This is a genomic window from Burkholderia sp. AW33-5, from assembly GCF_053427615.1.
This window is the reverse complement of record NZ_JBSAXA010000003.1, coordinates 266501-293278: the sequence shown is the minus strand read 5'-3', so window position 1 is coordinate 293278 and position 26778 is coordinate 266501. Positions and strand designations below refer to the sequence as shown.

Annotated in this window: 33 protein-coding genes; 31 read left to right on the top strand and 2 right to left on the bottom strand. The window is 62.8% G+C overall.

Features of this window, described 5'->3' with window-relative positions; all coding sequences use genetic code 11:
• Positions 1-452 precede the first annotated feature (452 nt).
• The 8 genes from ACV22V_RS08065 to ACV22V_RS08030 are packed head-to-tail and all read left to right on the top strand — an operon-like array spanning position 453 to position 7752.
• Positions 453-923 (top strand): helix-turn-helix domain-containing protein, encoded by a 471-nt coding sequence (locus ACV22V_RS08065; protein WP_448013482.1) that lies wholly within the window; start codon positions 453-455, stop codon positions 921-923.
• Positions 920-2194, top strand: coding sequence for a hypothetical protein (locus tag ACV22V_RS08060; RefSeq protein WP_448013481.1), 1275 nt, complete (start codon positions 920-922; stop codon positions 2192-2194). The genes ACV22V_RS08065 and ACV22V_RS08060 overlap by 4 nt, the downstream gene beginning before the upstream one ends.
• Positions 2195-2202: 8 nt before the next feature.
• Positions 2203-2673 carry an AP2 domain-containing protein gene (locus tag ACV22V_RS08055; RefSeq protein WP_448013480.1) on the top strand — a complete coding sequence of 157 codons (471 nt, stop codon included), beginning with the start codon at positions 2203-2205 and terminating at the stop codon, positions 2671-2673.
• Positions 2674-4131 carry an anti-CBASS protein Acb1 family protein gene (locus ACV22V_RS08050; RefSeq protein ID WP_448013479.1) on the top strand — a complete coding sequence of 486 codons (1458 nt, stop codon included), beginning with the start codon at positions 2674-2676 and terminating at the stop codon, positions 4129-4131.
• A 3-nt stretch (positions 4132-4134) separates the two neighbouring features.
• The gene (locus ACV22V_RS08045; protein WP_448013478.1) at positions 4135-4971 is read left to right on the top strand and encodes a hypothetical protein; all 837 of its coding nucleotides are present in this window, start codon (positions 4135-4137) and stop codon (positions 4969-4971) included.
• A gap of 30 nt (positions 4972-5001) precedes the next feature.
• Positions 5002-5298, top strand: coding sequence for a hypothetical protein (locus ACV22V_RS08040; protein WP_448013477.1), 297 nt, complete (start codon positions 5002-5004; stop codon positions 5296-5298).
• Between the two features lie 48 nt (positions 5299-5346).
• Positions 5347-7152, top strand: a complete 1806-nt coding sequence (locus tag ACV22V_RS08035) for an NUDIX domain-containing protein (RefSeq protein WP_448013476.1) — start codon at positions 5347-5349, stop codon at positions 7150-7152.
• A gap of 3 nt (positions 7153-7155) precedes the next feature.
• Complete coding sequence (locus tag ACV22V_RS08030; protein ID WP_448013475.1) at positions 7156-7752, top strand: hypothetical protein; 597 nt, start codon at positions 7156-7158, stop codon at positions 7750-7752.
• On the opposite strand, the gene ACV22V_RS08025 is transcribed toward ACV22V_RS08030, so the two are convergent.
• Complete coding sequence (locus tag ACV22V_RS08025) at positions 7749-8246, bottom strand: HNH endonuclease (RefSeq protein ID WP_226256511.1); 498 nt, start codon at positions 8244-8246, stop codon at positions 7749-7751. The two genes, ACV22V_RS08030 and ACV22V_RS08025, sit on opposite strands and share 4 nt — an antisense overlap.
• A 73-nt stretch (positions 8247-8319) precedes the next feature.
• Between ACV22V_RS08025 and ACV22V_RS08020 the strand changes: the two genes are divergently transcribed.
• From ACV22V_RS08020 to ACV22V_RS07925, 20 genes are all read left to right on the top strand, one after another.
• Positions 8320-9345 carry a DUF2184 domain-containing protein gene (locus tag ACV22V_RS08020; protein WP_448013474.1) on the top strand — a complete coding sequence of 342 codons (1026 nt, stop codon included), beginning with the start codon at positions 8320-8322 and terminating at the stop codon, positions 9343-9345.
• A gap of 79 nt (positions 9346-9424) precedes the next feature.
• A complete protein-coding gene (locus ACV22V_RS08015; RefSeq protein ID WP_105796157.1) occupies positions 9425-9943 on the top strand; it encodes a hypothetical protein in 519 nt (172 codons plus the stop codon).
• Position 9944: 1 nt separating this feature from the next.
• Positions 9945-10403, top strand: coding sequence for a hypothetical protein (locus tag ACV22V_RS08010; RefSeq protein WP_448013473.1), 459 nt, complete (start codon positions 9945-9947; stop codon positions 10401-10403).
• Positions 10403-10837 carry a hypothetical protein gene (locus tag ACV22V_RS08005; RefSeq protein ID WP_249173788.1) on the top strand — a complete coding sequence of 145 codons (435 nt, stop codon included), beginning with the start codon at positions 10403-10405 and terminating at the stop codon, positions 10835-10837. Before ACV22V_RS08010 ends, ACV22V_RS08005 begins: the two co-directional genes overlap by 1 nt.
• A complete protein-coding gene (locus tag ACV22V_RS08000; protein WP_448013472.1) occupies positions 10837-11796 on the top strand; it encodes a hypothetical protein in 960 nt (319 codons plus the stop codon). The genes ACV22V_RS08005 and ACV22V_RS08000 overlap by 1 nt, the downstream gene beginning before the upstream one ends.
• A gap of 5 nt (positions 11797-11801) precedes the next feature.
• Positions 11802-12110 carry a hypothetical protein gene (locus ACV22V_RS07995; protein WP_448013471.1) on the top strand — a complete coding sequence of 103 codons (309 nt, stop codon included), beginning with the start codon at positions 11802-11804 and terminating at the stop codon, positions 12108-12110.
• A gap of 18 nt (positions 12111-12128) precedes the next feature.
• Positions 12129-13451: a hypothetical protein gene (locus tag ACV22V_RS07990; RefSeq protein WP_448013470.1), complete on the top strand. Its 1323-nt coding sequence runs from the start codon at positions 12129-12131 to the stop codon at positions 13449-13451.
• A gap of 12 nt (positions 13452-13463) precedes the next feature.
• The gene (locus tag ACV22V_RS07985) at positions 13464-13910 is read left to right on the top strand and encodes a hypothetical protein (RefSeq protein ID WP_448013469.1); all 447 of its coding nucleotides are present in this window, start codon (positions 13464-13466) and stop codon (positions 13908-13910) included.
• A 17-nt stretch (positions 13911-13927) separates the two neighbouring features.
• On the top strand, positions 13928-14518 hold the full coding sequence (locus ACV22V_RS07980) for a hypothetical protein (protein ID WP_448013468.1): 591 nt from the start codon (positions 13928-13930) through the stop codon (positions 14516-14518).
• A gap of 120 nt (positions 14519-14638) precedes the next feature.
• Entirely contained in the window at positions 14639-16363 is a 1725-nt protein-coding gene (locus tag ACV22V_RS07975; RefSeq protein ID WP_448013467.1) for a transglycosylase SLT domain-containing protein, read from the top strand.
• A 1-nt stretch (position 16364) separates the two neighbouring features.
• Complete coding sequence (locus ACV22V_RS07970; protein ID WP_448013466.1) at positions 16365-17099, top strand: hypothetical protein; 735 nt, start codon at positions 16365-16367, stop codon at positions 17097-17099.
• The gene (locus tag ACV22V_RS07965; RefSeq protein WP_448013465.1) at positions 17096-17374 is read left to right on the top strand and encodes a phage baseplate plug family protein; all 279 of its coding nucleotides are present in this window, start codon (positions 17096-17098) and stop codon (positions 17372-17374) included. The genes ACV22V_RS07970 and ACV22V_RS07965 overlap by 4 nt, the downstream gene beginning before the upstream one ends.
• Before the next feature lie 3 nt (positions 17375-17377).
• On the top strand, positions 17378-18349 hold the full coding sequence (locus ACV22V_RS07960; RefSeq protein WP_448013464.1) for a hypothetical protein: 972 nt from the start codon (positions 17378-17380) through the stop codon (positions 18347-18349).
• Positions 18342-18998 (top strand): hypothetical protein, encoded by a 657-nt coding sequence (locus ACV22V_RS07955; RefSeq protein ID WP_448013463.1) that lies wholly within the window; start codon positions 18342-18344, stop codon positions 18996-18998. The genes ACV22V_RS07960 and ACV22V_RS07955 overlap by 8 nt, the downstream gene beginning before the upstream one ends.
• A gap of 12 nt (positions 18999-19010) precedes the next feature.
• On the top strand, positions 19011-19358 hold the full coding sequence (locus tag ACV22V_RS07950) for a hypothetical protein (RefSeq protein ID WP_448013462.1): 348 nt from the start codon (positions 19011-19013) through the stop codon (positions 19356-19358).
• Complete coding sequence (locus tag ACV22V_RS07945; RefSeq protein WP_448013461.1) at positions 19355-20770, top strand: hypothetical protein; 1416 nt, start codon at positions 19355-19357, stop codon at positions 20768-20770. Before ACV22V_RS07950 ends, ACV22V_RS07945 begins: the two co-directional genes overlap by 4 nt.
• 3 nt (positions 20771-20773) lie before the next feature.
• A complete protein-coding gene (locus ACV22V_RS07940; protein ID WP_448013460.1) occupies positions 20774-21673 on the top strand; it encodes a hypothetical protein in 900 nt (299 codons plus the stop codon).
• A gap of 14 nt (positions 21674-21687) precedes the next feature.
• A complete protein-coding gene (locus tag ACV22V_RS07935) occupies positions 21688-22386 on the top strand; it encodes a hypothetical protein (protein ID WP_448013459.1) in 699 nt (232 codons plus the stop codon).
• Complete coding sequence (locus tag ACV22V_RS07930; RefSeq protein WP_448013458.1) at positions 22386-22592, top strand: hypothetical protein; 207 nt, start codon at positions 22386-22388, stop codon at positions 22590-22592. The genes ACV22V_RS07935 and ACV22V_RS07930 overlap by 1 nt, the downstream gene beginning before the upstream one ends.
• 8 nt (positions 22593-22600) lie before the next feature.
• Entirely contained in the window at positions 22601-24226 is a 1626-nt protein-coding gene (locus ACV22V_RS07925; RefSeq protein ID WP_448013457.1) for a glycosyl hydrolase family 28-related protein, read from the top strand.
• On the opposite strand, the gene ACV22V_RS07920 is transcribed toward ACV22V_RS07925, so the two are convergent.
• The gene (locus ACV22V_RS07920) at positions 24219-24989 is read right to left on the bottom strand and encodes a glycosyltransferase family 2 protein (RefSeq protein WP_448013456.1); all 771 of its coding nucleotides are present in this window, start codon (positions 24987-24989) and stop codon (positions 24219-24221) included. The genes ACV22V_RS07925 and ACV22V_RS07920 overlap by 8 nt on opposite strands.
• A gap of 291 nt (positions 24990-25280) precedes the next feature.
• Between ACV22V_RS07920 and ACV22V_RS07915 the strand changes: the two genes are divergently transcribed.
• From ACV22V_RS07915 to ACV22V_RS07905, 3 genes are read left to right on the top strand one after another with little or no spacing between them, the layout of a single operon-like run.
• Positions 25281-25550, top strand: coding sequence for a hypothetical protein (locus tag ACV22V_RS07915; RefSeq protein WP_448013455.1), 270 nt, complete (start codon positions 25281-25283; stop codon positions 25548-25550).
• Positions 25532-26164: a glycoside hydrolase family 19 protein gene (locus tag ACV22V_RS07910; RefSeq protein ID WP_448013674.1), complete on the top strand. Its 633-nt coding sequence runs from the start codon at positions 25532-25534 to the stop codon at positions 26162-26164. Before ACV22V_RS07915 ends, ACV22V_RS07910 begins: the two co-directional genes overlap by 19 nt.
• A 60-nt stretch (positions 26165-26224) precedes the next feature.
• The gene (locus tag ACV22V_RS07905) at positions 26225-26776 is read left to right on the top strand and encodes a hypothetical protein (RefSeq protein ID WP_448013454.1); all 552 of its coding nucleotides are present in this window, start codon (positions 26225-26227) and stop codon (positions 26774-26776) included.
• Positions 26777-26778 lie beyond the last annotated feature (2 nt).

Below are 26778 nucleotides of genomic sequence, written 5' to 3'. Positions count from 1 at the left end.
GTGCCTGCGTAGCGCTGCGCGGCCGGCCGTCCCACGAAACGGGGCGCTTTCGTGTGTGATGGTTGAATGATGTGGGTTGCTTCAAACGGCGGGGAGGTGCTCCGTGCGGTTTGGGTATTTGTTCTAGGCGAATACGATCGGTCGCCGCCAACCATCACTCACGAGAGCAAGCCGATCGTCTCATCCTATGTGAGAAACAAACTCACTTGAATCAAAGGCGTCCTAGACGGGACGGATGAATCAGACCGCCAATAGGCAGCTCTCACCTTGTCTCCATCGCACTCCCCCGTGCGATTCGCCCGCCTTGAGCGGGCTTTTTCTTTTCCACCGCCGCAATGGCAAGCGCAAGCGGGCCAGTGCGCAAAAACACCCGCAGTCCGCGATGTGGCGATCCGATGGCAATGTCCTCTCCGTCGTGAAACCGGCAGGCGCGGGCAACCCACGGGCCGACCATGGACGATTCAGCCAAGCGCAGGGGCGCCAAGCCTGCGAAGGCTGGCGGCCGACCCAGCTCGTACCGCGATGAGTTCGCCGGCCAGGCGCGCAAGCTTTGCCGCCTCGGCGCGACCGACAAGGAATTGGCCGACTTCTTCGGCGTGTCCGAGCAGACGGTCAACAACTGGAAGACGGCATACCCCGAGTTTCTTGAGGCCCTAAAAGCGGGGAAGGAACTGGCGGACGCCGAGGTCGCGGACAAGCTGTACCAGCGCGCGACCGGCTATAGCCATCCCGCCGTGAAGTTCTTCGTGATCAATGGCGTGGTGGTCGAGAAGGAGTACACCGAGCACTATCCGCCCGACACCGCCGCGGCGATCTTCTGGCTGAAGAACCGGCGCAAGGCGCAATGGCGCAATACGCCGGACCCTGAAGGCGGAGGCGGTGAGGGCGGCCCGGGCCTCGACGACCCGAATCCCGACGTATGAAGCAATCCGTCAAGCTGCAGGAGCTTCATGCGAAGCAGGCCGAGATCGGCCGCGCCTTCAACGAGAGCCGCCGTGTTGTGATCCGCTGCGGCCGACGCTTCGGAAAGACGACGCTGCTCGAGCGCTGCGCCTCGAAGTGGTCCTACAACGGCCTGAAGGTCGGCTGGTTCGGCCCGACGTACAAGCTGAACCTGCCGACGTACAAGCGCATCCTGCGCACGGTGCAGCCGGTCGTCTATTCGAAGTCGAAGATCGACCAGGTCATCGAGCTGAATTCGGGCGGCTGCATTGAGTTCTGGACGCTGCAGGATGAGGACGCGGGCCGCTCGCGCTTCTACGATCGCGTGATCATCGACGAGGGCTCGCTCGTCCCGAAGGGTCTGCGCTCGATCTGGGAACAGGCGATCGCGCCGACGCTGCTCGACCGGAAAGGCCACGCCATCATGGCGGGCACGCCGAAGGGCATCGACCCGGAAAACTTCTTCTACGAGGCCTGCACCGACAAGACGCTCGGCTGGCGCGAGTTTCATGCGCCGACGGCATCGAATCCGATGCTCGACCCGGAAGCGGTCGCGAAGCTGAAGGACGAATATCCCGCGCTGGTCTACCAGCAGGAATATCTCGCCGACTTCGTCGACTGGAACGGCGCCGCCTTCTTCAGCGAGGACTCGCTGCTTGTCGACGGCGAGCCGGTCGATTATCCGACGCGCTGCGACCAAGTGTTCGCGGTGGTCGACACGGCGCTGAAGGATGGCCTCGAGCACGACGGCACGGCCGTCACGTACTTCGCGCGCAACGTCATCACCGGCACGCCGCTGACGATCCTTGATTGGGACGTGCTGCAGATCGAGGGCGCGCTGCTCGAGTCGTGGCTGCCGACGGTGGCCCAGCGCTGCGAGGAACTGGCCGCGCAAGTCGGCGCCCGCCAGGGCAGCCTCGGCGGCTGGATCGAAGACAAGGCGAGCGGCATCGTGCTGCTTCAGCAGGCCAGGCGGCGCAGCCTGCCGTTCCACCCGATCGAGGAAAAGCTGGTCGACCTCGGCAAAGAAGGGCGCGCGCTGTCGGTCAGTGGCTACGTGCACCGCGGCGAGGTGAAGGTCAGCCGCTACGCGCACGACAAGGTCACGAACTACAAAGGACAGACGCGGAATCACCTGATTTCGCAGGTATGCGGCTTCCGTCTCGGGACGAAGACGCCGCACCATATGGACTTGCTCGATTGTTTCACCTATGGCGTCGCAATCAGCTTGGGTGACAGCGAGGGCTATTGAGGTCGCGCATGAAGGAAATTCCATTGACGAAAGGCTTCGTCGCGCTGGTTGATGACGAGGACTTCGAGGCGCTCAGCAAGTACCGCTGGCACGTCACGGAATGCGGCCATAACCGATATGCAGAGCGCAGCGTTCGTGAGGGCAAAAGGGTTCGAAAAATTCTCATGCACCGCGAAATCATCCAGCCGCGCCTTGGTATGCACGTTGATCACCGAGATGGCGACGGCCTGAACAATCAGCGCGCGAATCTGCGGGAAGCGACGCGTTCCCAGAATCAGCACAATCGCGGGAAGTCTCGAAACAACACGAGCGGTTACAAGGGGGTGTCGCTTCACTCTCGTGACGGTTCATGGGCCGCGAGTATTTCGAAAGACGGAAAGCACATCAATCTCGGCTATTACGCGACGCCGGAGCTGGCGTACGGCGCATATTGCCGAGCTGCCGCAGAGCTTCATGGCGAGTTCAAGAGGATCGGTTAAATGGGCGGTTACTACGGCGACGCGGACGACAGCTCGCAGGCGAGCTTGAACGTCGGCACGGCCATGTCCGCCGAACTCATGCGCCTGCTTGGCGCTGACGATCTGCAGCCTGGCTCGCCTCCGTCGTACGAGATGTGCAAGGTCATCTACAGCTACCACCCGCTGGGCGCGAAGATGGCCGAGGCGCCGTACGAGGAAGCACTGTCGCAGGAGCGCGAGATCACGATCCCGGGCGCGCCCGAAGATGATCTCGTGCAGGCGTTCCGGAAGGAATGGAAGAAGCTGGGCGGCGTCGGCGCGGACGAGATCATCAAGAGCTTCATGACGCTCAAGCGCGTCTATGGCATCGCCTCGCTGATCGTCGGCGCGCGCGACTTCCCGACGAATGAGCCGCTGCCGCTTGAGCGCATGCACGAGCTCGACCTGTACTTCAACATCCTCGACCCGCTGAACACGGCAGGCTCGCTGGTGCTGAACCAGAACCCGAACGCGCCGGACTTCCAGAAGCCGCAGTTCCTGCGGGTGGCGAACCACGACTACCACCCGTCGCGCGCGGTGATCGCGCTGAATGAGGCGCCGATCTACATCGAGTGGACGAACAGCGCTTTCGGCTTCGTCGGCCGCTCGGTCTATCAGCGCGCGCTGTACCCGATGAAGTCGTACGTGCAGTCGATGATCACAGATAACCAGATCATCGAGAAATCGGGGCTGCTGGTCTACAAGATGCAGTCGCCGGGCGCGGTGATCGACAAGGTCGCGCTCGCATTCGGCAACCTGAAGCGCCGCATGCTGAAGGGCGCGAAGACGGGCAACGTGATGTCGATCGGCACCACGGAAAGCATCGAGTCGATCGACCTGAAGAACATCCGCGACGCCGCAGAGTTTGCGCGCATGAACGTGATCAAGAACATCGCGACCTCGGCGAAGATGCCGGCCGTGATGCTCGCGCAGGACACGCTGACCGAAGGCTTCGGCGAGGGCACCGAGGACGCGAAGCTGATCGCGCGCTTCATCGACCGCGTGCGGATCGAAATGGGCCCGGCATATGACTTCCTCGATCCGATCGTGATGCGCCGAGCATGGAGCCCCGAGTTCTACGCATCGATGCAGCGCAAGCATCCGAGCCTGTACGGCCAGATGCCCTACGAGACGGCCTTCTACGAGTGGAAAAATGCTTTCACCGCTACTTGGCCGAACCTGCTGGTTGAACCCGACAGCGAGCGTGTCAAGGTCGACGACACCATCACCAAGGCGGCGATCGCAGCGATCGAAGTGCTCGCGCCGCTACTGGATCCTGAGAGCAAGGCGAAGGCCGCTTGCTGGCTGGCTGAGATCTTGAACGAGCGCAAGCTGATGTTCTCGATGCCGCTCGAGCTGGATTACGACGCGATCGCAAGCTATGTACCGCCGCAGCCGCTGGCCGAGCCGCACCCGATCGTTGAATCGTCGCACGAGTAGCCGATGAGCGTCCGCCCCGCAATCAACCGCACGTTTCACGACGTGCTGACCGAGGCTATCCGCGACATCACGGAGCACGGGTACGACGATCCGGCCCGGCTGCAGGAATGGCTGCGCCGGCTGCGCTTCGCCGCGATGACCGACCTGCCGACGGACGCCGAGATGCGCAATCGGATGCAGAGCGCGATGGACGCGGTGTTCCACCGCACGCTGTCGAAGACCGGCGCGCTGCGGTATCACCCCGGCGTGCCGCGCTTCACGATCGAGCGGCTGGCGCCGTCACTGCGCCCCGAGCTCGACAAGCGCGTGCGTGCGAGCGTCGATCTGATCAAGCTGAACCGCGAGCGCGCGGTCGAGCAATCGCTGCAGCGTCTCGCCGGCTGGGTGTCATCGGTGCCCGCCGGCGGCTCGCGCGCGGTCGAGAAGGCTGACGTGCGCGAGAGCATCGCCAGGCCGATCCGGCAACTGCGCTACGAGGAACGCCGCGTCTCGATCGATCAAGGGCACAAGCTGATGTCGTCGATCAACGCGGTCATCGCCGAGCAGACGCAAGCGATCGCGATGATGTGGCGCTCGCACTGGCGGCAGGCCGGCTACGACTATCGGCCCGACCACAAGGAGCGCGACAAGCGCTTCTACGTCGTGCGCGGCTCCTGGGCGCTTCAGCAGGGGCTGATCACGAAAGGCGACGGTTACCTCGACGAGATCACGCAACCGGCCGAGGAGCCTTTCTGTCGCTGCTATGGCGTGTACGTGAACAACCTGCGCGACCTGCCGCCTGAGATGCTGACCGAGAAGGGTCGGCGGGCGCTTGAAGAAACCCGAATTCGCAAGGCGTAGTGATCTTCCACCAACGTATGAGGACGTGAAATGGCAACGAATATCAACGTTTCGGTCAGCATCCCGCCGAAAACTCCGGATTTGATCCACGCGCTCGATGAACTGGAAGGGCTGATGTCCCAGCTCGAGGAATCACATGGTCTGGTGATCGCGCGACTTCAGCCGGTACTTTTTCGAGGCGGTTGCGGATCTTGTGGCGAAGACGGAAAACCCATGGCGGTTCCGATGTCATCGCCGGTTACGGAGCGCCTGCACGACCTGCAGAAACGTGTATCGGCGCTGATCGAGCGCCAGAAAGAAGAAATCCTCGATCGTCTCGAAATCTGAACCTGAGGTGACGATATGCCGAGTGTGAGTGAACGGCAGCATGAGGCAATGGAAGCTGCCGCCCACGGCCACAGCACGCTCGGCATTCCGAAGTCCGTCGGCGAAGAATTCGTGAGCGCCGACAAGGCGCGCGCGGACGCGCAGACATCGGCCGACTGCGCCGGCATCCTGTTCCGCGCGCCGGGCCCGCTGTTTCTGCTTGTGCAGCGCAGCGACACCGGCGAGTGGGAACAGCCTGGCGGCCATGCCGAGGGCGACGAAACGCCGGAGCAAGCCGCGGTGCGCGAGACCGTCGAGGAAATCGGCGGTTGCCCGGATGGCCTGCGCTGGGCGGTGCGCCGCAACCTGATTCCCGGCGGCGCGGGCGAGTACACGTGTTTCCTGCAGAACGTGCCGGAACCTTTCAAGCCCGTCCTGAACGATGAACACACGGCGTGGCAGTGGGCCGCGCCCGGCAGTCTGCCGGAGAAGATGCACCCGGCGGTCGCGCAGACGATCGAGCTGCTGACCGGCAACGAGCTGGACATCGCGAAGCGCATGGCGGCCGGCGAGCTGCTGTCGCCGCAGCGCTACGAAAACGTCTGGCTGTTCGACCTTCGCATCACCGGCACCGGCACCAGCTACCGCACCGAGCACGACGAGTTCGTGTATCGGCCACCCGAGAACTTCCTGACCGAGGAATTCCGGCAACGGTGCAACGGCCTGCCGGTGATCTTCGAGCACCCGAAGAAAACGATCCTCAACAGCGACGAGTACCGCGATCGGTCGATCGGCACGATCTTCCTGCCGTACCTGACCGAAACGGAAGTGCGGGGCGTCGCGAAAGTATTCGACGATGACGCGGCCCGGCTGATGCCGACGTCGCACGCGTCGACCAGTCCCGCGGTGATCTTCCGCGACGCGGGCTCAGCCGAAGCCGTCGAGGTCGACGGTAAATCGGTCCTCATCGAAGGCAAGCCGTCCTATCTCGACCACCTCGCAATCTGCGAAGAGGGCGTGTGGGACAAAGGCGGCGAGCCCAGCGGAGTCAACACAGGAGATCCTGAAATGGATGGTATGGAAGAAAAAATCCCGGCGTGGGCCGATGCGCTGATCAAGCGCATGGACGCGATCGAAAACAAGGGCGGCGATCGCATGCCCGCGGAGCCGCTCGAGGCCGATTCGGCTGAAGGCGCGGCCGAGCGTGAAGGCGAACGCGAAGTCGAGCACGAGCATGCTGCCGCGCGCGAACTGGCAGAAGCCGAGCGTGCCGGTGCTGCCGAGCACCGCGACGAAGAACGCGCCGACGCCGCTGGCTGCGAGCGCATGGACAGCGCGGAAAGCGAAGAAGAGCGTGCGGATTCCGCCGCGCGCGCCGACTCGCAACGCCTGGCCCGCGAGAACGCCGAGCTGCGGGCGCAGATCAAGCGCATGGACGGTACGCTGTCGACGCTGACGAAGCCGCTGTCGGCCGAAGACCGCGACGCGCTCGCGACCGCCCAGATGCGCGCCGACTCGGTGATGCAGATGTTCGGCCAGAACGCGACCGCACCGCTGCACGGCGAAAGTCCGATCGACTACCGCCGCCGCCTCGCCTCGAAGCTCGCATCGCACAGCGCCGAGATGAAGGGTGTGAAGCTCGACGCGCTCGACGGCGCCGCGTTCAAGCTGGTCGAGGACCGCATCTACGCGGACGCCCAGACCGCTGCCATGAACCCCGCCGCGGCACCCGCCGGCCGCCTCATCCCGATCGTCTCGCGCGACGAAGCGGGCCGTCAGATCACCCGCTTCACGGGCGACATCGCATCGTGGATGCAGCATTTCACTGCACCCGGCGTCGTCTGCAAGCTCAACCGCCAAGCCAAGGGGGCATAAGCCATGTCGATTTCGTTCAACCCGATGGTGACGAGCTCGCCGACTGGCACCTTCCGCGTCGATACGGAAGGCTATGTCCAGGGCGCCGTCATGGACGATCCGGCGTCCAATAGCTGGCTCGCGAGCGCGATCATCGCCGCGTCTGTCACCGGCCCGGTCTGGGGCGGCATGGCCGTCACCGAGAACGTCGCCGCGCCGAATCAGAACGGCCTCGGCAACTCGCTGGTGATCGCCGCGAACAACGCCGGCGTGACGGGCTTCACCGTCATCAACCGGTCGTACAACGCGATCCTGACGCCGGGCAACAACGTGCCGCAGCTGATGGCGGGCATGACGGCGATGTTCTATCGCCTCGGCTCGAACGCGCGCATCGCGGTGCAATGCGACACGACGCTCGCCGGCAACCTCGATCTCGGCGCGATCAACCAACAGGTCTCGTGGGACTTCACGAACCAGAAGCTGGTCACGTACAGCTCGGGCGCCGGCGCACTCGCCTGCAAGGTGCTCTCCGTCAACACCAACAGCAAGATCGTCAGCTACAACTCGGGGACCGGTGCGCTCACCTGGACCCAGGGCGCGGCCGCGATCATCCAGATCTAAGGGGTTTTGCGCTTAGCTTTCGTGAGTTGATAGTTTTCTCTGCGGCAATGCAGGTGATAGACGGTAGCCGGATGGACATACAGATTGTCTGGATCGTCCCATTGCTGGCAATACCTGCATTTCCTCCAATTTGCATGGCCGCAAGCGTCGAAAGCTTCCGCCCTCTGATGAAGAAGTGAGTGATATGCCTGATCAGGGCAAATGACGAGATTCTCCTGAGCATTGTTCTGTGGATTCTCGTCGACGTGATGGACTTGGGCCCCATCGGGCAATTCTTTGCCGAGCGCTTTTTCAGCAATATGAATGTGCTGAAGCTTGAGCTTCCCATTGCTATGCATGTAAATGCGCCCCGTGATGGGGTGAATTGTCCCTGAGCCCCATTCTCGATTTACTCGGGAAAGAGTTCCGTTGCGTTTGAGCCGTTTGTAATGTTTGTTGCAAAGGCCGCGCGCAGTGATCGGGTTATTGCAATTTTCTTCTTTGCACTTTTCCACTCGGACACCTCCGGATATGGGAGCGGTGGTTGTCTAACGCCCCGCTCCCATATTTTGCATGGAGTTAACATAAATGGCTAGCTATTTTCCGGCTCAGGCCAAGGTCGCGCCGAGCTTCTCGGAGCCCGAGCTGATCGTCACCTACGCGCAGGCGTCGGGCGCGTTCAACGCGCTCCCCGGCGGCAAGCCGCGCGTGAAGATCGGCAGCGAAGACCTGTTCGTCTACATCAACGCGCTGGACCTGCGCACCGAGACGCAGGCCTCGCAGGGCGCGCCGAACCTGCTGCCGTCGGCATCGCTGACCGCGACGTTTTACGGCACGGCGACGTACCTGATCCGCACGCGTGCGCAATGGGACCACCACGACACGGCCGCCGCGGCCGCGTACTCGGTCGGCCTGCCGGCCGCGCAGGATCTCGCGCAACGCCAGGGCATCTTCCAGCAGATGCGCACGGGCCTGCTGTACGGATTCAACCCGGCGAATGGCGAAGGCCTGATGAACACGGTCGGCGCTACCGCCGTGACGCTGCCGCCGGACAGCTACGGCAACACAACGGTGTCGACCTATGACAACGGCGAAATGGCGCTGTGGATCCTCGCGCAGATCGTGTCGCTGAAGACTCGCATGTTCCAGTCGGGCGGCAACATCCACAGCAAGATCCGCATCGTCAGCCCGCAGCGCGTGTTCCTGCAGCTCACGTATGGCTCGATCGTGCAGGTCGTCCAGTACCAGCGCCCCGGCGCCGGTACGGCCACGGTCGGCCAGGTCGTAAAGAACGTCGTCGAGGAAATGGGCGACGAGATCGAGTGGTACTTCGACGACACGCTGATCGGCAAGGGTGCCGGCGGCTCGGACGCGGTGATCCTCACGATCCCCGAGATCGAGAAGCCGGACATCCCGGGCATCAACACCAACGTGTTCGCGGACGTGAACCCGAACATGAAGGCCGTGAACCTGATGTACGCGGACGCCGCGGCGCCGATCAAGATCCCGACGCCGATCCCGGACGGTGGCATCACCGAAGTGCAGGAGCTGCGCGTGACGTCCGGCTGGGGTGTTCGCCCCGAGGGCATCACGATCCTGTCGATGCCGCACTGAGCAGCACCGTAGCAAGAGTCAGCATCACCACCCTGAAGGGGCGCCCGCGTGGCGCCCCTTTCTTTTTCCCGAGGACGACATGTCGATTTTCATCGCCAACTGCACCAAGCAGCATCTCGATCACCACTTTCGCTCGCCCGAGCACGCCGGCAAGGCGCAGGTCGTGCACATCCCGTCGGGCCAGCAGCGCGAGATCGCGCGCGGCGCGTCGAGCGCCGTCATCGAGGCGCTGGTGCGACACCTCGAGCAGTTCGGGTTTCGCGACGCTTCGCAGGTGAACGGCAAGATCAGCGAGTTCTCGGGCTACCTCTACCGCGTCGGCAAGCCCGTCACGGAGACACACATCGTCACCGCGCATGATCAGCTCGTCGACACGCAGGAGCATCGCTCAGCGCAGGAAGCGACGCGCAGCGCGCTCGCCTTCGACAGTGCCACGCGCGACAAGAAGGGCGGCGGCAAGGGCCGGCGCATGGCGAGCGTGACCTCGGTCGAAGTGAAGCAGGACGTTCCGCCCGGTCAGAAGCCGACCGGTGACGAAGTGAATTTCTCGTTGTCGGTGGCGCCGGACGGCCGCACCGACACCAAGCTCCCGGTCTGATATGGCCTTCGTCGACCCGACCCAGCCGAATCTCGCGGACTTCACGACGTTCGTCTACAACCAGGGCGTGCCGCAAACCGACCTGCCGACGGACTCGCAGTACCTGCAATGGGCGTACACGATGGCGCTGAATCTCGCGCTCTCGCCGCCCTGCGAAGTCCCCGCGATCGTCTACGTGCTGGCCGTGTACAACCTCGGCATGCACCGGCTATTGAAAGTCGCGCAGGACACCCCGCCGTCGACGTTCTTCTCGCAGCAGCGCACGGCTTTCAAGCTGATGGCGTTTGTCGCGGGCGTCGTGCAATCGTCGGCGGACAACGGCACGTCGAACAGCCTCGTCGTGCCGGAGTTCATGAAGAGCCTGACGATGCAGGATCTCGATCTGCTGAAAACGCCGTGGGGCCGCGAGTATCTGGCGTACGCGCAGCAGTTCGGTCCCGACGTCGTCGGCGTTTCCTGATGCCAACCCTCCACCTCGGCGTGATCGATGTCGCCTATACCGGGCCGGACGCAAAGCCCGGCGTCACCACGGGCGACGTCGCAACATTCATCGAGGATGAGTACCACGTGATGCGCGTGTTCCTCGAGATGTACGAGGAGGAGATCGGCGAGCTGCTGGCGAACGACATCGCCGGCGAGATCGAAAGCATCGCGCAGGGCAAGCCTGTCGGCCGCCTGTCGGTCGACGTGTCGACGGGAAAGATCGGTGAGCTGTTTCGGGACTTCCTCGATGCGCGCGAATGGAAGCAGGCGAGCGCACAGACGGTCGCGGCCGCCGATGAGGGCGTGAACCATCGGAAGAAGCGGCCGTATGCCGCGGAGAACCCGGCGCGGCCGGAATTCGTCGACACGGGCCTCTACCAAGCGTCGTTTCGTGCATGGGTGACTGACTGATGGGACTGATCGATGAAGCAGCGGCCGCGCCGGGCGATCTCGCCGCGGCGCTCGAGGCCGGCGTCGAGCAGCTCTCGCGCAATCAGTCCGTCACGTTTCAGCAGTACACGAAATCGACGCTTCCCACGGACGGCTACGTGTTCTGGGTGGCGACCGGCACCGCGCAGCAGTTCAGCGGATCGCTGCATATCCTGACCGACCGTCGGCAGGAAGAAGATCAGACGATCGCCGCGAACAAGCTGCTGTTCACGGCCGAGCAGGAGATTTCCCAGCTCAACACGATCTCGCCGGGAACGATGTGGATCGGCACGTGGCAGGTCGACGGGGCGACGCTGCAGGTCGCGTTCGCCGAGACGGGGCTGAATTATCAGCAGGCCGGCCTCTGGCACTACCGCGGCTTCGCCGTCTACCCGGCGCTGGCGTCGCAGCTCGTCTCGAGCGCGGCCGATCTGCCGGTCGAGCCGATCGTCTCAAACAGCCTGCCGATCTGGCTGTCGTTGGCGAGCCTCGCCGGCGCGCCTGTGTATCCATCGTTCCTCGTGCCGGACAACGTTGAGCCGCCGTACGTGACGGCGCATATCGAGCCGGGCGAGACGATCGCGCTGCAGGCGTTCCCGACGTACACATGGCCCGGAACGCCGACACCGCCGACGGCATTGCAGCAGATGGCGAGCGCGCAGCTCATGCGCGACACCGTGCGGCTCACGTTCTACGGATTCACGAATCAGCGCGCGATCCAGTTCTACGCATCGCTGATCGACTACTCGCTGAACACCGACGATTTCGGCTTCTGCAATTCGCCGGCGATCCGCGACGAGAAGCGCATGCAGGTTGAGATCGCTGCGCTCGCGATGAAGAAGACCCTGACGATCCTCGCGTCGTACTACCAGGGAACCGCTGACGCGATCGCGCGGCGGCTGATCCTGTCGGCCAGCATCACCACCACCATCCAGGAGTAATCGAAATGCCCCAATACCCCATCGTTCCGCGCCCGGGCGGCTCGCTGTCCGCTCTCGACGTCAGCGCCCCGACCGTCATCAAGGCTACGCCGGGCACGCTCGTGCGCATCACGGTGCTGACGGCGGCCACGGCCGGCACGTTCGGCGCATACGACGCGGCCACGACCGGCGCGGCCGCCACGGCCAACGCGATCGTGCAGTACGCCAGCGGCTATCCGGCTGTCGGCTCGGTGATCTATCTGCAATGGCCGTGCAATACCGGAATCGTCGTGAACCCGGGCACCGGCGGCGCCGTTTCCGTCGCATACGCATAACCCCAGGAGCCGCCCACCATGGCGCAAACCATCACCTCGACGATCGTCAATCTGAACGTCACCGTCACCCGGGCGCCCGTGCCGTCGCAGCTTCAGCGCAGCGGTGCGATCGTCTCGGTGGGCGGCACGACGCTTACCGCCGGCACGTACCAGTACTGCGGACTCGTCAGCGACCTCACGTCCATTCTCAGCGGGTCGGGCAATTCGACCGAGCTGACGAACATGGCGAATACGCATTTCGCACAGGGTTCGGCCATCGGTTTCTATGTGCTCGAGCTCGGCGCCGAAACGGGCGTCGACCAGGGCATCGGGCTGCTGCAGACGTGGATCTCGAACAATCCGAACGTGTTCTACGCGTACCTCGTGCCGGCGGCATGGGACTACTCGAAGGACGAGGTCGGCAGCGTCCTCGTGACGAACGGCGGTTCGGGCTACACGTCCGCGCCGACGGTCACGTTCTCCGCGCCGACGTCGGGCACGACCGCGACTGGCACGGCCGTCATCCAGAACGGCAAGGTCGTGGCCGTCACGATCACGAATCCGGGCTCGGGCTATACCGCGGCGCCGACCGTCTCGTTCTCGGGAGGTGGTGGTACGGGCGCGGTCGCCACGGCGAACCTCGCATCGGCGCTGAACATCCTCGCCGGCCTGTACTCGTCGCCGACCAGCAAGACGTATTTCTTCGTCACGACGAGCTCGACGAACCTCGCGAACTACTCGACGCTGAAATCGGTGTTCGCGGTGGTGCCGAGCCCGCTTGCGCCGTCGACGGAGTTCACGGCGGCCGCGTTCTTCTACCAGTGGCTCGTCAACCAGCCCGGCGCGGCGAACAAGCTCGCGCCGATGGCCTACCGATACCTGTACGGCGTCACGGCGTGGCCGGCGCAAGGCTACAACGCGCAGATCACAACGATCCTGAGCGGCTACGGGAACATCGTGCTGACTGGCGCGGAGGGCGGCATTTCGACGGCATGCGTTTTCAAGGGCATGCTGATGAGCGGCGATCAGGCGAGCTGGTGGTATGGCATCGACTGGTTCCAGATCCAGTCGAAACAGCGCATCGCGGCCGCGATCATCAATGGCTCGAACAGCAATCCGCCGCTGCTCTACGACCAGCCCGGTATCAACACGGTCGAATCGGTCGCCGAAGGCGCCGGCTCGAGCGCCGTCAGCTTCGGCTGCGCGCAGTCGGTGTCGATTTCGGCCACGAGCTTCCTGCAGTACACCACGCAGAACCCGGGCGATTACGCCGCCGGCATCTACAACGGTCTCGCCGCGACGGTGGTCGGACAGAACGGGTTCCTGACCGTGACCTTCAACATCGACGCAGTGCAGTTCTAAGGAGAGCCTCAGATGGCAACCAATCCGCTTGTCAGCCAAGGCACCCTGAATCGCGTCCGGTGCTCGGTCATCGTGCCGGCGTTCACGTCGCTGAACATCACGGCGCCGTACATGGCGAAGTCGTTCGCACGCATCGCGTTCGAGGGCGACTTCACCGATCAGACCGGCACCGGCACGGGCCTCGTGAACTCGCCGGCACCGTATGTGCCGGCGACGATCACCGTCGGCATTCTGCGCACGCAGGCGCTGTCGATGGCATGGCGCGCGCAGTGGGAATCGAACAGCGTGCTCGGCCAGGTCAAGGTCAACAGCGATTCGGCCGCATTCGACTCGTTCACGCTATACGACACCGCGATCCGCCACTTCGACCCGAATGCGTTCGACGGCATGGACGCGGTATGCATGCTGGTGCTGCGCGGCACGTACTACACCAACAACGACCTGTGGAGCATGACGTGATCCAGATCAACGAGGCGATGAACCTCGTCGTGCCGGTCGTCGCTGACGAGGCCGGCGTGAAGGTGTGGGCCTACCACACGCCGATCTCGCGCCAGGTGTTCGAGTCGAACTACCGCGTGCTCGCGGCGACGAAGGCATCGCTGATGAGCCGCGGCGGGATCTACATGATGGATTCGGGCCCGCGCATCGCCGCGCTCACGCTGCTCGACGAAGGCATGCGCGAGGCCGAGGCGCGCGGCAGCTATGCGAAAGACGGCAAGACCGTCATCGACGAGGCGACGCCGGCGCTAATGGCCGAGATTCGCCGCCTGACAATGGTGCTTGTGCCGGGTCCGGGCGGCTGGGATCTCCTGCCGATCGAGAGCGCGGTGGCCGCCGGCAAGATCGATGAAGAGGATCAGTCCGAGACGGAGTCGGCGATCGTTTTTTTTACCTGCATCTGCTCGCTCGCGAGCAAGGCGGAACGGAAGAAACAGGCGAGCAGCACGGCTTCCCTGCTGAAGGGGTCGATTACCTCCTTGTCGCCTATGGAATTCGCCGATTCCTTGCCGAACTCGACGAAGGCCGCGCCTTCGGCGCAACAGGCGGTGTCCTCGGTTCCATCCTGAAGTTCGTGGCCGGCGAGGGCTTCGCGGAAACCGTGCAGCGTCACGGCTTCGAATACCGCAGCGCGCGCGACTTCCGCGATCGCAACATCCTCGAGCTGATCCGAACCCTGAGAGGCCCAAGTGGCTAATAAGCCGATCATCAACATCGACGTGAACGCCGAGCAGTTCAAGGCGTTCTACGAGCTGTACGAACAGTTCGAGGCCAAGGTCGGGAGCATGCCGAAGGAGTGGCAGCAGATCGACACGTCGATGCGCCGGAACGCGGCCACCGCGAAGTCGCTCGCCAGCGGCATCCAGTCGTCGACCGAGGCGCAGCGCCAGTTCAACATCATGGCGCGCGAAGGTCTGCACACGATGTCGAAGATGGCGAAGGAGGCCAGCAACGTCGGCAAGGCGGTGTTCGACATCGGCAAGTGGCTGCTGAAGTTCGGCGCCATCGGCGGCGGCATCGCCGGTCTGGGGGGCATCCTCGGCGCGATCAGTCTGCGCGACCTTGCACACTCGGCCGTGACCGAGCAGCGCGGCGCGCGCGGCGTCGGCCTGACGCCGGGTCAGTACAAGGCGTTCGGCATGGACTTCGGACGCTTCCTCGATCCGAGCATCCTGTCGCACGTGGCGGATGCGCAGAACAGCTACCAGGGCCGCGTGTGGCTCGGCCTTGCGACCGGGCTCGGCGCGCAAACAGTCGCGAACCAAGGTCCCGATCAGCTCGCGATGCGTCTCGCTACGCGCGCGCATGACTGGTGGACGAAGACGCCATCGTCGCAGCGCACGGCGGAGAATCTGGCCGCCGCCGGCTTCACGCAATCCGGTCTGACGCTTGAGGACGTGCGCCGGCTCGGCAACACGCCGATGTCGGAATTGCAGGCCGCCCGCTCGCAGTATGGACGCGACCAGCGCTCGCTGAACGTCAGCAATGGCACGACGCAAGCCTGGTATGAATTCGATCGCCAAATCACGCTTGCCGGTCGCACGCTCGAGACATCGCTGACGAACCGGCTCGTCGAGCTCGCACCGTCGCTGCGGAGCTTCGTGACGACGCTGACGAAGGATGCCGACCAGCTGATCAACGACATCTTCACGCCGAAGAACCTGAAGGCGGTCGAGGATGGGATCACGGGGCTGACGACCTATCTCGGGTCGCCTTCCTTCCGTCAGGATCTGAAGGATTTCGCGGACGGGATTGCCGACATCGTCGGTGCGATCCGCAAGGTAGGGCGCTTTTTCAGTGGCGGCGACAACGCGCCGAGCGCTGGCTCAACACCAAGCGGCCCATTCACGCCGTCCGCGCCGTCGTCGACCGATCAGTTTCTCGGCAAGCTTCGGCACCGCCTGAACATGCCGAGCGATCCGGCCGGTTATCTCGCGGACATCGAGAAGCAACGCGGTCTGCCGGCGGGTACGCTCGCGCGCATGTGGAAGGTCGAATCGGGGTCGGGCAGCAATCTGATCGGCCCGGCGCTGAAGAACGGCGACCAGGCGATCGGCGACTTCCAGTTCACCTCGGCCGCATGGCACGACTGGGGCAACGGCGGCGACCGTTTCAGCTTCAAGGATGAGGCGGGCGCGTCCGGGCGCTACATGCAGTCCCTGATGAAGAAATACGGCGGCGATATCCGCAAGGCGCTCGCCGCGTACAACTGGGGTCCCGGCAACCTTGACAAGGACATCGCGAAGAACGGCGGACAGTGGGAATCGAATCTGCCGGCCGAGACGCGCAAGTACATCGCGCAGATCGCCGGTGAGGTCGCCAAGCGCAGCGCCGTGAAGGTGCAGGTCCAGGTGAGCAACAACACGTCCGCGCGCGTCGCCGTGCAGGCCAACGCAGCAGCACCGGGTAATTGAAATGGCGGGACTCGACCTTTCTTCAGGCTTCCGATCGGCGTACGACCTGTCGTTTCAGGTCTCGCCGATCATCCTGAACGGCGGGATCGTCGCGAACACGCTCGGCGGCATGATGCCGATCATCGGGCTCGTCGGCCAGCTCGGCGCGCTCGCGCAGAGCGTGCTGTCAAGCGGAAGCGTCGGTCTCGACAACTTCTTCGCGCGCTTCGTCGTGTTGCCCGGCGGTACGATCATCAGCAACGCGGTCGGCACATACCCGTTCGCGAATCAGCAGGTCGCCGGCAATGCAATCGTGATGCAGCCGAAAAACGTCTCGCTGCTGATGATCGCGCCAGTGAAAGACACGGGCGGCTACCTGACGAAGCTGGCGATCTTCACGTCGCTGCAAAGCTCGCTCGAGGCGCACTGCGCCGCGGGCGGCACGTTCCATGTCGCGACACCCGCGCGGATCTACACGAACTGCATCCTGACGTCGATGACGGACGTCACGAACGGCGAGGGCAAGCAGCAGCAGATCCAGTGGCAGCTCGATTTCGTACAGCCGCTGCTGACCCAGCAGGCGGCGAGTAGCGCGTTCGGCGCGCTGATGAGCAAGCTCGCGGGCGGCCAGCAGGTGACATCGCCGGCGTGGTCCGGTGCCGTGGCCGCCGCCGGTTCGGCGGTGCAGGGCGCGCTCGAGGGTGTCGGTAACATGGCCGGCGTCGTGAACCAGTTCCTTTCCCAGCCGGCGCTATGACGACGCTCGTTCCTTTCCAGCCGTCGAATGCGACGACGCCACCGTTTCAGGCGACCGTCACGCTCGACGGCGTGGCCTATTCGCTGGCAGTGACGTGGAACATCGCGGGAATGCGCTGGTATGTGACGCTGACCGACCAGAACAGCAACATCGCCTGGAATGGCGCGATGGTCGGCTCGCCGCTCGGTTTCGACATCCCGCTCGCGCCGGGCGTCTTCTCGACGTCGACACTGCTGTACCGCGAAGACACCGGAAATTTCGAAATCAATCCCTGATCGATGCGCTACTACGACATCACCATCACGCCGGAAGGCGGCACGAAGCCGTTCCGGCGGTGGACGTCGCATCAGAACGGCAAGTTCGATCCGGGCGCGCTGAACATCGAATTCGACATCCCGGTCGCCACGTACGGAACGCCGCTCGGCGGCCAGTCGCTGCTGATCGAGGGCGTACCGCTCGAGGACCTGCTGCAGGCGCAGCAGTTCGCCGGCATGAACCTGACGATGAAGGGCGGCATGCAGGCCGGCCTGCCGCTGGCGAATCCGAAGCAGGCGGGGCTGATTGCGGCCGGCCAGGTGTGGCAGTCCTTCGGAAACTGGGAAGGCACCGAGATGACGCTTGATCTCGTGCTGAACCCGGCGCTGTACACGCTCGATGAACCCGGCAACATCGTCCTGAACTGGACGGCCGGGACGACGCTCGCGCAGGCGCTGAAGCAGACGCTGTCGGTGGCCTATCCGACGATGCCCGCGCTGATCAACATCAGCAACAAGCTGGTGCAGACGCACGATGAGGTGCATCGGTGCTCGACGCTCGAGCAGCTCGCGCAGCTTCTCGTCGAAATCACGCAGGGGAATTTCCTCGGCGCCGACTATGCCGGCGTGCAGATCACGATCCAGGCCGGCCAGATCGTCGTCTACGACAGCACGTACAAGCCGAACACCGTGCAACTCGCGTTCACGGATTTCGTCGGTCAGCCGACGTGGATTGCGCCGAACGTGATGCAGGTCAAGCTCGTGATGCGCGCCGACATTCAGCTTGGGTCCGAGCTGCTGATGCCGCAGGGGCTGCAGAACACGCCCGGCATCGTCCTAACGTCCTCGTCGTCGCTGCCATCGAGCCTGAAGTACAAGAGCGCGTTCCAGGGCAAGTTTTCGGTGATCGATCTGCGACACATCGGCAACTTCCGCGCGCTCGACGGCGCGTCGTGGGCGACGGTCGCAAACTGCGCGGTGATGGGCAATGGCTGACAACTATTCGAAGCTGCCGCTGCAGCGCTCGCTGAATCGTGTGGCGATCGCACGCGCGGCGCAGGCGATCGAGGATACCGGCAACGCGTTGCCGTGCCGCGTGACGAAGGTCGCGGGCGCGATCGTGACTGTCGAGTTCGAACTGCAGGGCACGTGGACGCTGCCGCCGGTGACGATCCCGAAGGCTGAAAGCCCGTGGATCCGCAATCCGACGCAGGAAGGCGACAAGGGCGTCACGATGCCGGCTGACGCGTATCTCGGCGGCATTTCCGGCCTCGGCGGCGGCACGGCCGATTTTCGGCGCCGCGGCAATCTGACGGCGCTCGTGTTCGTTCCGACCAGCAATAAAGCTTCGCCGCCGGATGATCCGAACGCGGCGCAGGTATGCGGCCCAAACGGCATGATCGCGCGCACCACGCAGGGCGCGACGCCATCGTCGTGCGTCGTGAATCAGAACGGCGTGTCGATGACATACGGCGGCGCGTCGCTCTCGCTGACGGCGGCCGGCATCGTCATGAGCTTCGGCGGCCACACGATCACACTCGATGCGTCGGGCCTGTCGATCGACGGCAATAGCTATGAAAATCATACGCACGGGTATTTCCCGGGCACCGGGTCGAAGGTTCAAAGCGACCCGCCCATCAATTGAGGGAGCGACGACGTGCGCACGTGGGGAAGGATCTACAACGCGGACGGCTCCTATCGCTGGGTCGCCGTCACGACAGACGCGAATGGCTACAACGACAACGTCTATCTGACGACGCTCTGCCAGGTGCTGAAGCTGAACCTCGGTGAATCTCCGTTCTATGCGAACTACGGCATCCCGGCACAGCAAACCGTCGTCACGCAGGTGTTCCCAGACTATTACGCGATGGTCACGCAGCAGCAGTTCGCGCCGTACTTCGCATCGCTCGCGATCGTGCGCGCGCCCGGCAGTTTCCCGCCCATTTACAACATCCAGGCCGTCGCACATAGCGGCGCGCTTCTGAACGCGACCGTAGCGATATGAGCAACATTCCTCTCGTCATGACTGCGGCCGGTCCAGTTGCAACCGATCCGACCACGCTGCGGCAGAACTTGATCGATGGCGTCGCCGCCGAGGTGCCTGACTACACGGCGAATCTGCCCGGCAGCCTGATCGAGGATGTCGCTTCGACCGACGTCGGCGCGCTGACGACGATCGACCAGGCGCGCGTCGAGGCCGTGAATAGCGTAACGCCATATGGCGCGAACGCCTTCGTGCTCGCGCAACTCGGCGGTCAGTTCGGCGTGCCGCAGGGCTCGAGCGCGAACGGGAGCGTCTATGTCGTCTTCACCGGGCCGGCCGGCTACGTGCTACCACCCGGTTTCGTGGTCGGCGACGGCGCGAATCAGTATGCACTGCAGGATGGCGGCGTGATCCTGTCGACCGGCCAATCGGCGCAGCTCTACGCGGTAGCGACGAACAGCGGCACTTTCGCGATTCCGGCCAACACCGTCAACCAGATCATCACGTCGCTGCCGAGCGAATACGCCGGGCTTATCACCGTGACGAACCCGCAAGCGGGCGTCTCGGCATCCAGCGCCGAGAGCCCGCAGACCTATCGCGGCCGCGTGTTGCAGGCCGGGCAGGTCGCATCGGTTGGCACACCGGCGTTCCTGAAAACGCTGCTTGGCAAGATCACCGGTGTGCAGCAGCGCCTGGTCTCCATCAATCAGGTGACGGGCGGCTGGCAGATCGTGTGCGGCGGTGGCGACGCATACGCGGTCGCTGCCGCGATTCTGCAGGGTGCAGGCGACATCGCGCTGCTCAAGGGATCGCAGCTCGGCATCACCGGCATGACAGCCGCGAACCCGGTTGTCGTTCAGACGAACCTCGCGAGCGGCTACACGGCGGGGCAGACCTTCACGGTCACCGGCGCGACGCCGAGCGCGTTCAATCGGACGTACACCGTCGCGTCAGTGTCGGGGAATTCAATCACGACGACCATGAACGGGACGGGCTTTGGCACCTATACCGGCGGCGCGACGTTCTCGCCGAACCCGCGCAACGTCAACGTGTCGCTGTTCCAGAACCCGAACACATACAACATCCCGTTCGTGAACCCGCCGCAGCAGGTCGTGACGCTCGCGGTGACGTGGAATACCACGCTGCCGAACTTCACGGCGGGCAGCTCGGTGAACCAGCTTGCGGCGCCGGCGCTGCAGTCATATCTGAACTCGATTTTTGCCGGCCAGCCGATCAACCTGAACGAGATGACAGCGACATTTCTCGACGCGGTATCCTCGGTGATCGATGGGACGAACGTGACGACGCTCAACTTCGCGGTGACGATCAACGGGGTGACGGCCACGCCGGCGGCGGGCACCGACATCATCACCTCGGACCCGGAAAGCTATTTCTTCTGCTCGGCCACGGGCGTGACCGTATCGCAGGGGTGACGAATGCAGATCGAGTCGTTCAGCACGCAGCCACTGCAGCAGGTCATCCCGTCGTACCTGTACAAGGAATACGAAGACGACGCATCGCTGCAGGCCTTCGTCGACAGCTTCAACTCGCTCTCGCAGGGCTATCTCGACTGGTTCAATCAGGCGCCGCTCGGCCTGTACACGTCGCCGTTTATCACGGGCCCGCTGCTCGACTGGATCGGGCGCGGCGTGTATGGAATCCGCCGTCCGGTTCTCGCATCGCAGACGTCGACGCGACTGGCGGGCTACAACGCGAATCCGTACAACACGATCGCGTACAACGCGCAGTACTACTCGGCGAGCCAGACCGCGTCGATCGCGAACGATGACATCTACAAGCGCGTCTTGACGTGGCATTTGTATCGCGGCGATGGCATGCAGTTCAACATGCAGTGGTTGAAGAATCGCATCGCGCGGTTCATCAACGGCGCGAATGGCGACGACTGGCAGGTGTTGAACGATCCGCCGTCGATCGCCGTGTCGGGAACTACCTTCACGGTGACAGCATACGACACGATCGGGTATGAAGCGCTGCAGTCGTGCTATGCGAACGGGCTTCTCGCGTTTCCGTTCGCGTACACGCTGCAGTTTGTCACCGATAAGTTCGTGAACAACGGCGGCGTTCTGACGCTCGGATTCCCGCTCACCTATCCGACAAGTCCCACGGGTCTCGCACCAGGCTCGGTATGGTGGAACGGCGGGGTAATCAGTGTCATTCCGGGCGTCATACCGGATCCGATGGCTCCCAAGCTGTATTTCGCCTACACATTCCCGCCGCAGCTGCTCGCACTCGGCGGCGGCAATCTTCCGCTCAGCAATCCGGGGCCGGGCACTGGCCAGCTCTGGAATGACGGTGGCGTCGTCGCGATCGCTTAGCTAGGAATTAACCCATGCCATCTCTTTTCACGTTCGCCAACAACATCAGCACCACGTTGGCGGGATCGATCTCGTCCGGCGCGACATCGCTCACGCTGTCGAGCGCGGCCAATCTGCCGTCGTCGATCCCGGCCGGTAAGGTCTTCGTCATCACGCTCAACGATGTGGCGACCCGTCAGCAGTTCGAAGTGATCTATGCGACTGCGATCTCAGGCGCAACGCTCAGTGGCCTGCAGCGTGGTCAGGAAAATACAAGCGCGCAGGCTTGGGCTACGAATGACTACGCCTATTGCTCGCCGACGATGGGGCAGATGCAGGCATTCGGCCAGCTCGGGGACAACAATACGTGGTCTGGCAATGACACGTTCAACAATCCGGTTTCTGTTGCCGCATCAACGCAAGATCAACATGCGGTTCGGCAATCTCAAGTGGTGGGCGTCGGCCAGACACTGCAAAACCTCACTTCTTCCAGGCTATTCGGAACGACCTACACCAACTCAACAGGACGTCCGATTGTTGTTTATGTATCTGGATTGACGACGACAACCAATGGTGGATTGTCCATCTCACTTAACGGGCAGTATGTCGCATTTTCGACAGATCCCGGTCCGGTCGGAAGTGTCGTTGCCGTCAATGCATTGATTCCAAATGGAGCCACCTATTTGGTGACAAGCACATTGGTTTCGTTGAGCTATTGGCAGGAGTTGCGTTAATGGAAATTTTCGGACTTCCACAGGCGATCACCGGGAAGGAACTCGTCACGATCCATCAGCTGCAAGACGGTAACTGGGCGAAGTGCACTGTTCCACTCTCGCAGCTTTTCATTTTCTTCAATGCTTGGATGACATCGCTGCCCTCTGACGCACCCACCGCGGCGGGCGTTCTTTGGAATAACAACGGCGTCGTCTCCATCTCCTGAGGTAATCCATGAAGAAGTTTCTCATCGCGGTGCTTTTTGCGCCGTTGGTGGCGCTCGCCCAGACGTATCCGTCGCCGACCTTCAGCAGCCTGACGCTGCAGAACCCGCTCACTCAGGTCAACGGCGGCACTGGCCTGACATCATTTGGAACTGGCGTATCTGCGGCGCTTGGTCAACCCGTAACCGGATCTGGAGGCATCGCGCTCTCGACGTCACCGGTATTCACGACGCCCAACCTGGGGACGCCTTCGGCCATTGCTTTGACAAATGGCGTGGGCCTTCCGCTCGCTACTGGCGTTACCGGAACGCTGCCCGTTACCAGCGGTGGTACGGCTGCTACGACAGCGACTGGTGGCGTCAATAACCTACAATACCTAACCGGCGCAACGGGCGGCGTCGCGCGTACGCTCCAGAGCAAGTTCGGGGATATCGTCAGCATCGCGGATTTCGGCGCGGACCCAACCGGGTCAGCCGATAGCACGAGCGCCATTCAATCTGCGATCACCTATGCCCTAAGCCTGACGAACGGCGGTCAAGTCTATATCCCGCAAGGGACGTATAAGGTCACGGCGCAGATCAATATTCCGAATACGGCCGGAGTCTCGATTCGCATTTTTGGCGCGGGCGCGGCCAGTAAGATCAAATACAGCGGCAGCGCGACTGTCACAATGTTCTACGCTGGCAGCGGCGCGCCTACGTTTGGCTCTCTGTATCAATTCGATAATTTCGGCGTAGCCAGCCCCACCGGCGGAACGATCACGGTGTTTGGCTTGCAGAACATCAACAATTCGCTGTTCTATAACGTGTCGGTGTTCGGCAATGCAACCGCTCTATCGCTGAACAATAGTTTCAATACTCGTGTAATCGGTTGCTATTTCAACACACAAGCGCAATATGGTATTACAACGGCGACAACTGGCACGAATGCTCTGTATGTGATGCAGACGGGCATCTCCAATGCAGGAGCGGCCGCCATCAATCTCGGGGTCGGCGGGAATAACATCGTCATCCGCGATAGCGACCTCGAAGCAAATGCAACGGCTATTGCTGCGGCGAATTATACGAGCGTATTGATAGCCGGCAATTACATCGAAAATGGTACGGGAGCCGTATTCAGTCTCACCGGCACGAATAGCCAATGGTCGTTCGTTGGCAACTGGCTCGGCGCCAATAGCGTCACGACGACGATCAATAATTTGTCTGGCGGGATGTTCACGCAAAACACGCTATTCAATTCTGCGTGGGCGTGGGGCGCAGCAGCGTTCGATATCGATAGCGGAGAAAATACGCTGCAAGGCACTGCCACGCTTGGCGCGGTACCATTCCATGCGGTGAGTTCGTTCACCAATAACTGGACCGGATCGAACGTTGGCTATCGTCTGCGCAGCAATGGGGTAGTCGAACTGCGCGGCGATATGACTGTCGGGACGTCCTCGCTTGGGAATGCTGCTTTCACGCTGCCGGCAGGATTCCGACCGGCGCAAAACTTGGCAGTCCCCAGCGCGAATACAAGTGGCAATACTTTATGTGTTGTCTATATCAATGCCAGTTCCGGAACGGTGTCCCCTTCTTGCGCTGGTGGCGCATCTGGGAATTTGGTGGCTATTGATGGCATCAGTTTCATGACTAATTGATATCGCTTGAGCGAGTCCCATTATCACGATTGTTGATGATAAGTTTACGGAAAAGATCGGTTGCTCGCGGCAGGCACGCGTAAGCATTGGTCGACTGCAAAACGGAAACTTGTTTCATCCGAATGGTGTGAATCATGCCCGGCACGATCTTGTGTATCGCGCCGGCGTCAATGACGTCGATGTTCCAACACCAATCCTCGTAGCCGATGCCGCCCTCGAGATCCGTGCCGGCATAGGGAACGCGTCGGAAGAGTTCGGTTTTTCCGAATGCCAGAGACGTCCAGCAATTCGTGATCGCCAGGGCAGAAACGTGAAACGTCGGATTGTCCATGTCAGGATGAGCGAATATGTGCTGTCGACCTTCGCTTCCGAAGTAGAGGTTGATCGCCGGATGCCACACCACTTCGCGCGGGTCTGCCTCCGCAGCCCGAAACGCCTCACGCAGCCATTCACTGAACCAAAGATCGTCGGCATCAAGCAGAGCTATGTACTTTCCTTTGGCGATTTGCGCTGCCTCATTGCGCGAGAACCCGGGATCGCCGAAATCGACAGTTCGCACCGATATGTCCGGAATGATTTCATGGGCATCGCGGAAAACCTCGATCGTCACATCGTCAGGTCGGTCTAGCATGGCAACAACTTCGACGCTGATCCCGGCCGCCCGTGCGCATTCCATTGCGATCCGTAGACTTTTGAGGGAAGGAATGGCGATCAAACCTTCGTGGTGCGCAGTGATTACCGCGGTGATGTCGAAGCTGGTCATTGTACGTTTCGCAGGAATGTTAGTAGGCGGCGATCTGACGAAATCTGTTGCCGCGCGATATTACCAGATCGGCATTCGCATAACCTGGGATGCCCCCGGCAAGCGCGAAACGTCGCTTTTTCATTGCCACATCTGGAATGGCCCGATTGGGCCTAGCGAACCCGCCGTTTGGCGGAAATGACAATAGCCGCCCATCGAGGCGGCTTTTCTTTTTCGGGGCCCATGAACCATTCACACGAACACGCGGAAGGCGCAGTGACGCCGGCCCGCATCTCGGATCTGGAGAATCGCATGAGTACGCTCGAGCAACAGGTCGCCGCTTATCACGCTTCCTATCATGAGGAGCTTTCCCGGAACACGCAGATGACGCAGCAGGTCGAGTCGAATACGGCTGAGATCATCGCGTTGATGAAGTTCGCGAGCAGCGGGATCAGCTTCTTCGCCGGACTCGGGCGGTTCCTGCGCAAGCTGGTGATCTGGCTCGGGCCGTTCATCACGATCGGCACGGCGCTCTGGGCGCTGCTGCATGGCAAGTGGCCGGAATGGCCGGGACAATCGTGAATCTGACCGCCGCGATCGTCGCGGCCGGGTGCGGCGCCGCGCCGGCGCGCGCGGCGCAGTGGATCGGGCCGCTGCAGGCCGCCTGCGATGCGCAGCAGATCAGCACGCCGCTGCGCGCGGCCGCGTTTCTGGCGCAGGTCGGTGTCGAGAGTGCGCGTCTGTCCGCCGTCGCCGAGAACTTGAACTATAGCGCGGAGGGGCTGCTCGCGACGTTCCCGAAGTACTTCAGCGAGGACGAGGCGCAGCAGTACGCGCGGCGCCCGCCGGCTATCGCGAATCGCGTCTATGCCGGCCGATACGGGAATGGTGACGAGGCGAGTGGCGACGGCTGGCGATACCGCGGCCGCGGCTTGATGCAGATCACCTTCCACGATAACTACCAGCTCTGCGGCGTGGTGCTCGGCCTACCGATCGTGCAGCAGCCGGACCTGCTGACCGATCCGGCGAACGCCGCCATGTCGGCCGCCTGGTGGTGGAAGGCGCATGGCCTTAACGCGCTGGCCGATGCCGGCCAATTCCAGCAGATCACGCGCGTCATCAACGGCGGCCTGAACGGCTATTCGCAGCGCCTGTACCTGTACGGCGCCGCAAAGAAAGCGCTCGGCATCGCGTGAAGCGCGCGAACCCCAATCTCGCCCGGCCGCGCGCCGGGCTTTTCGTTTCTGGAACCAGACATGACCCGATGCAGCCATGACATGCCGCTCGAGCAACCGTGTGAGCACTGTACGGCCGAGGGGCTCGCGAAAGTCACACACGCGCACACCGAGAAGGAAACACTCTCGGTCGCCGTGAACATCCCGGAGCACGCCGAGCGCAAGACGACGGCGCTGTTCGAGCGCACGCGCAAGGAGCTGATCGAGCGCGAGGGTGGACGCTGCTTCATCTGCAACGCGACGGCCGAGGAATCCGGCCATCCGCTCGAAGCACACCATCATCCGATCGAGCGGTCGCTCGCCGAGCTGATCGACTGGGAGCGCTTCAAATTCGATGCGCAGGCCGGCTTCTGGGGCGAGCACATCAGGGCATTCGACTGGGACGGCTTCACCGATTGGACCCAGTTCGTCGACGACATGACCGTGAACGGCATGTTGCTCTGCAAGGCGCACCACATCGGGAAGGACGAAGGGCTGCACGCGATGCCGTTCCCGCTCTGGATCACCCAGAAGTACGCGAAGGAGGGCTACCAGTTCTCCGACGTCGAAGTTATCCACCACAACCAGGAGTAGCC

Bases quoted from the DNA above. Each gene is read 5' to 3' on its own strand.
- ACV22V_RS08065 (WP_448013482.1), top strand. From the start codon at position 453: ATGGACGATTCAGCCAAGCGCAGGGGCGCCAAGCCTGCGAAGGCTGGC.
- ACV22V_RS08060 (WP_448013481.1), top strand. From the start codon at position 920: ATGAAGCAATCCGTCAAGCTGCAGGAGCTTCATGCGAAGCAGGCCGAG.
- ACV22V_RS08055 (WP_448013480.1), top strand. From the start codon at position 2,203: ATGAAGGAAATTCCATTGACGAAAGGCTTCGTCGCGCTGGTTGATGAC.
- ACV22V_RS08050 (WP_448013479.1), top strand. From the start codon at position 2,674: ATGGGCGGTTACTACGGCGACGCGGACGACAGCTCGCAGGCGAGCTTG.
- ACV22V_RS08045 (WP_448013478.1), top strand. From the start codon at position 4,135: ATGAGCGTCCGCCCCGCAATCAACCGCACGTTTCACGACGTGCTGACC.
- ACV22V_RS08040 (WP_448013477.1), top strand. From the start codon at position 5,002: ATGGCAACGAATATCAACGTTTCGGTCAGCATCCCGCCGAAAACTCCG.
- ACV22V_RS08035 (WP_448013476.1), top strand. From the start codon at position 5,347: ATGGAAGCTGCCGCCCACGGCCACAGCACGCTCGGCATTCCGAAGTCC.
- ACV22V_RS08030 (WP_448013475.1), top strand. From the start codon at position 7,156: ATGTCGATTTCGTTCAACCCGATGGTGACGAGCTCGCCGACTGGCACC.
- ACV22V_RS08020 (WP_448013474.1), top strand. From the start codon at position 8,320: ATGGCTAGCTATTTTCCGGCTCAGGCCAAGGTCGCGCCGAGCTTCTCG.
- ACV22V_RS08015 (WP_105796157.1), top strand. From the start codon at position 9,425: ATGTCGATTTTCATCGCCAACTGCACCAAGCAGCATCTCGATCACCAC.
- ACV22V_RS08010 (WP_448013473.1), top strand. From the start codon at position 9,945: ATGGCCTTCGTCGACCCGACCCAGCCGAATCTCGCGGACTTCACGACG.
- ACV22V_RS08005 (WP_249173788.1), top strand. From the start codon at position 10,403: ATGCCAACCCTCCACCTCGGCGTGATCGATGTCGCCTATACCGGGCCG.
- ACV22V_RS08000 (WP_448013472.1), top strand. From the start codon at position 10,837: ATGGGACTGATCGATGAAGCAGCGGCCGCGCCGGGCGATCTCGCCGCG.
- ACV22V_RS07995 (WP_448013471.1), top strand. From the start codon at position 11,802: ATGCCCCAATACCCCATCGTTCCGCGCCCGGGCGGCTCGCTGTCCGCT.
- ACV22V_RS07990 (WP_448013470.1), top strand. From the start codon at position 12,129: ATGGCGCAAACCATCACCTCGACGATCGTCAATCTGAACGTCACCGTC.
- ACV22V_RS07985 (WP_448013469.1), top strand. From the start codon at position 13,464: ATGGCAACCAATCCGCTTGTCAGCCAAGGCACCCTGAATCGCGTCCGG.
- ACV22V_RS07980 (WP_448013468.1), top strand. From the start codon at position 13,928: ATGAACCTCGTCGTGCCGGTCGTCGCTGACGAGGCCGGCGTGAAGGTG.
- ACV22V_RS07970 (WP_448013466.1), top strand. From the start codon at position 16,365: ATGGCGGGACTCGACCTTTCTTCAGGCTTCCGATCGGCGTACGACCTG.
- ACV22V_RS07965 (WP_448013465.1), top strand. From the start codon at position 17,096: ATGACGACGCTCGTTCCTTTCCAGCCGTCGAATGCGACGACGCCACCG.
- ACV22V_RS07960 (WP_448013464.1), top strand. From the start codon at position 17,378: ATGCGCTACTACGACATCACCATCACGCCGGAAGGCGGCACGAAGCCG.
- ACV22V_RS07955 (WP_448013463.1), top strand. From the start codon at position 18,342: ATGGCTGACAACTATTCGAAGCTGCCGCTGCAGCGCTCGCTGAATCGT.
- ACV22V_RS07945 (WP_448013461.1), top strand. From the start codon at position 19,355: ATGAGCAACATTCCTCTCGTCATGACTGCGGCCGGTCCAGTTGCAACC.
- ACV22V_RS07940 (WP_448013460.1), top strand. From the start codon at position 20,774: ATGCAGATCGAGTCGTTCAGCACGCAGCCACTGCAGCAGGTCATCCCG.
- ACV22V_RS07935 (WP_448013459.1), top strand. From the start codon at position 21,688: ATGCCATCTCTTTTCACGTTCGCCAACAACATCAGCACCACGTTGGCG.
- ACV22V_RS07930 (WP_448013458.1), top strand. From the start codon at position 22,386: ATGGAAATTTTCGGACTTCCACAGGCGATCACCGGGAAGGAACTCGTC.
- ACV22V_RS07925 (WP_448013457.1), top strand. From the start codon at position 22,601: ATGAAGAAGTTTCTCATCGCGGTGCTTTTTGCGCCGTTGGTGGCGCTC.
- ACV22V_RS07920 (WP_448013456.1), bottom strand. From the start codon at position 24,989: ATGACCAGCTTCGACATCACCGCGGTAATCACTGCGCACCACGAAGGT.
- ACV22V_RS07915 (WP_448013455.1), top strand. From the start codon at position 25,281: ATGAGTACGCTCGAGCAACAGGTCGCCGCTTATCACGCTTCCTATCAT.
- ACV22V_RS07910 (WP_448013674.1), top strand. From the start codon at position 25,532: ATGGCCGGGACAATCGTGAATCTGACCGCCGCGATCGTCGCGGCCGGG.
- ACV22V_RS07905 (WP_448013454.1), top strand. From the start codon at position 26,225: ATGACCCGATGCAGCCATGACATGCCGCTCGAGCAACCGTGTGAGCAC.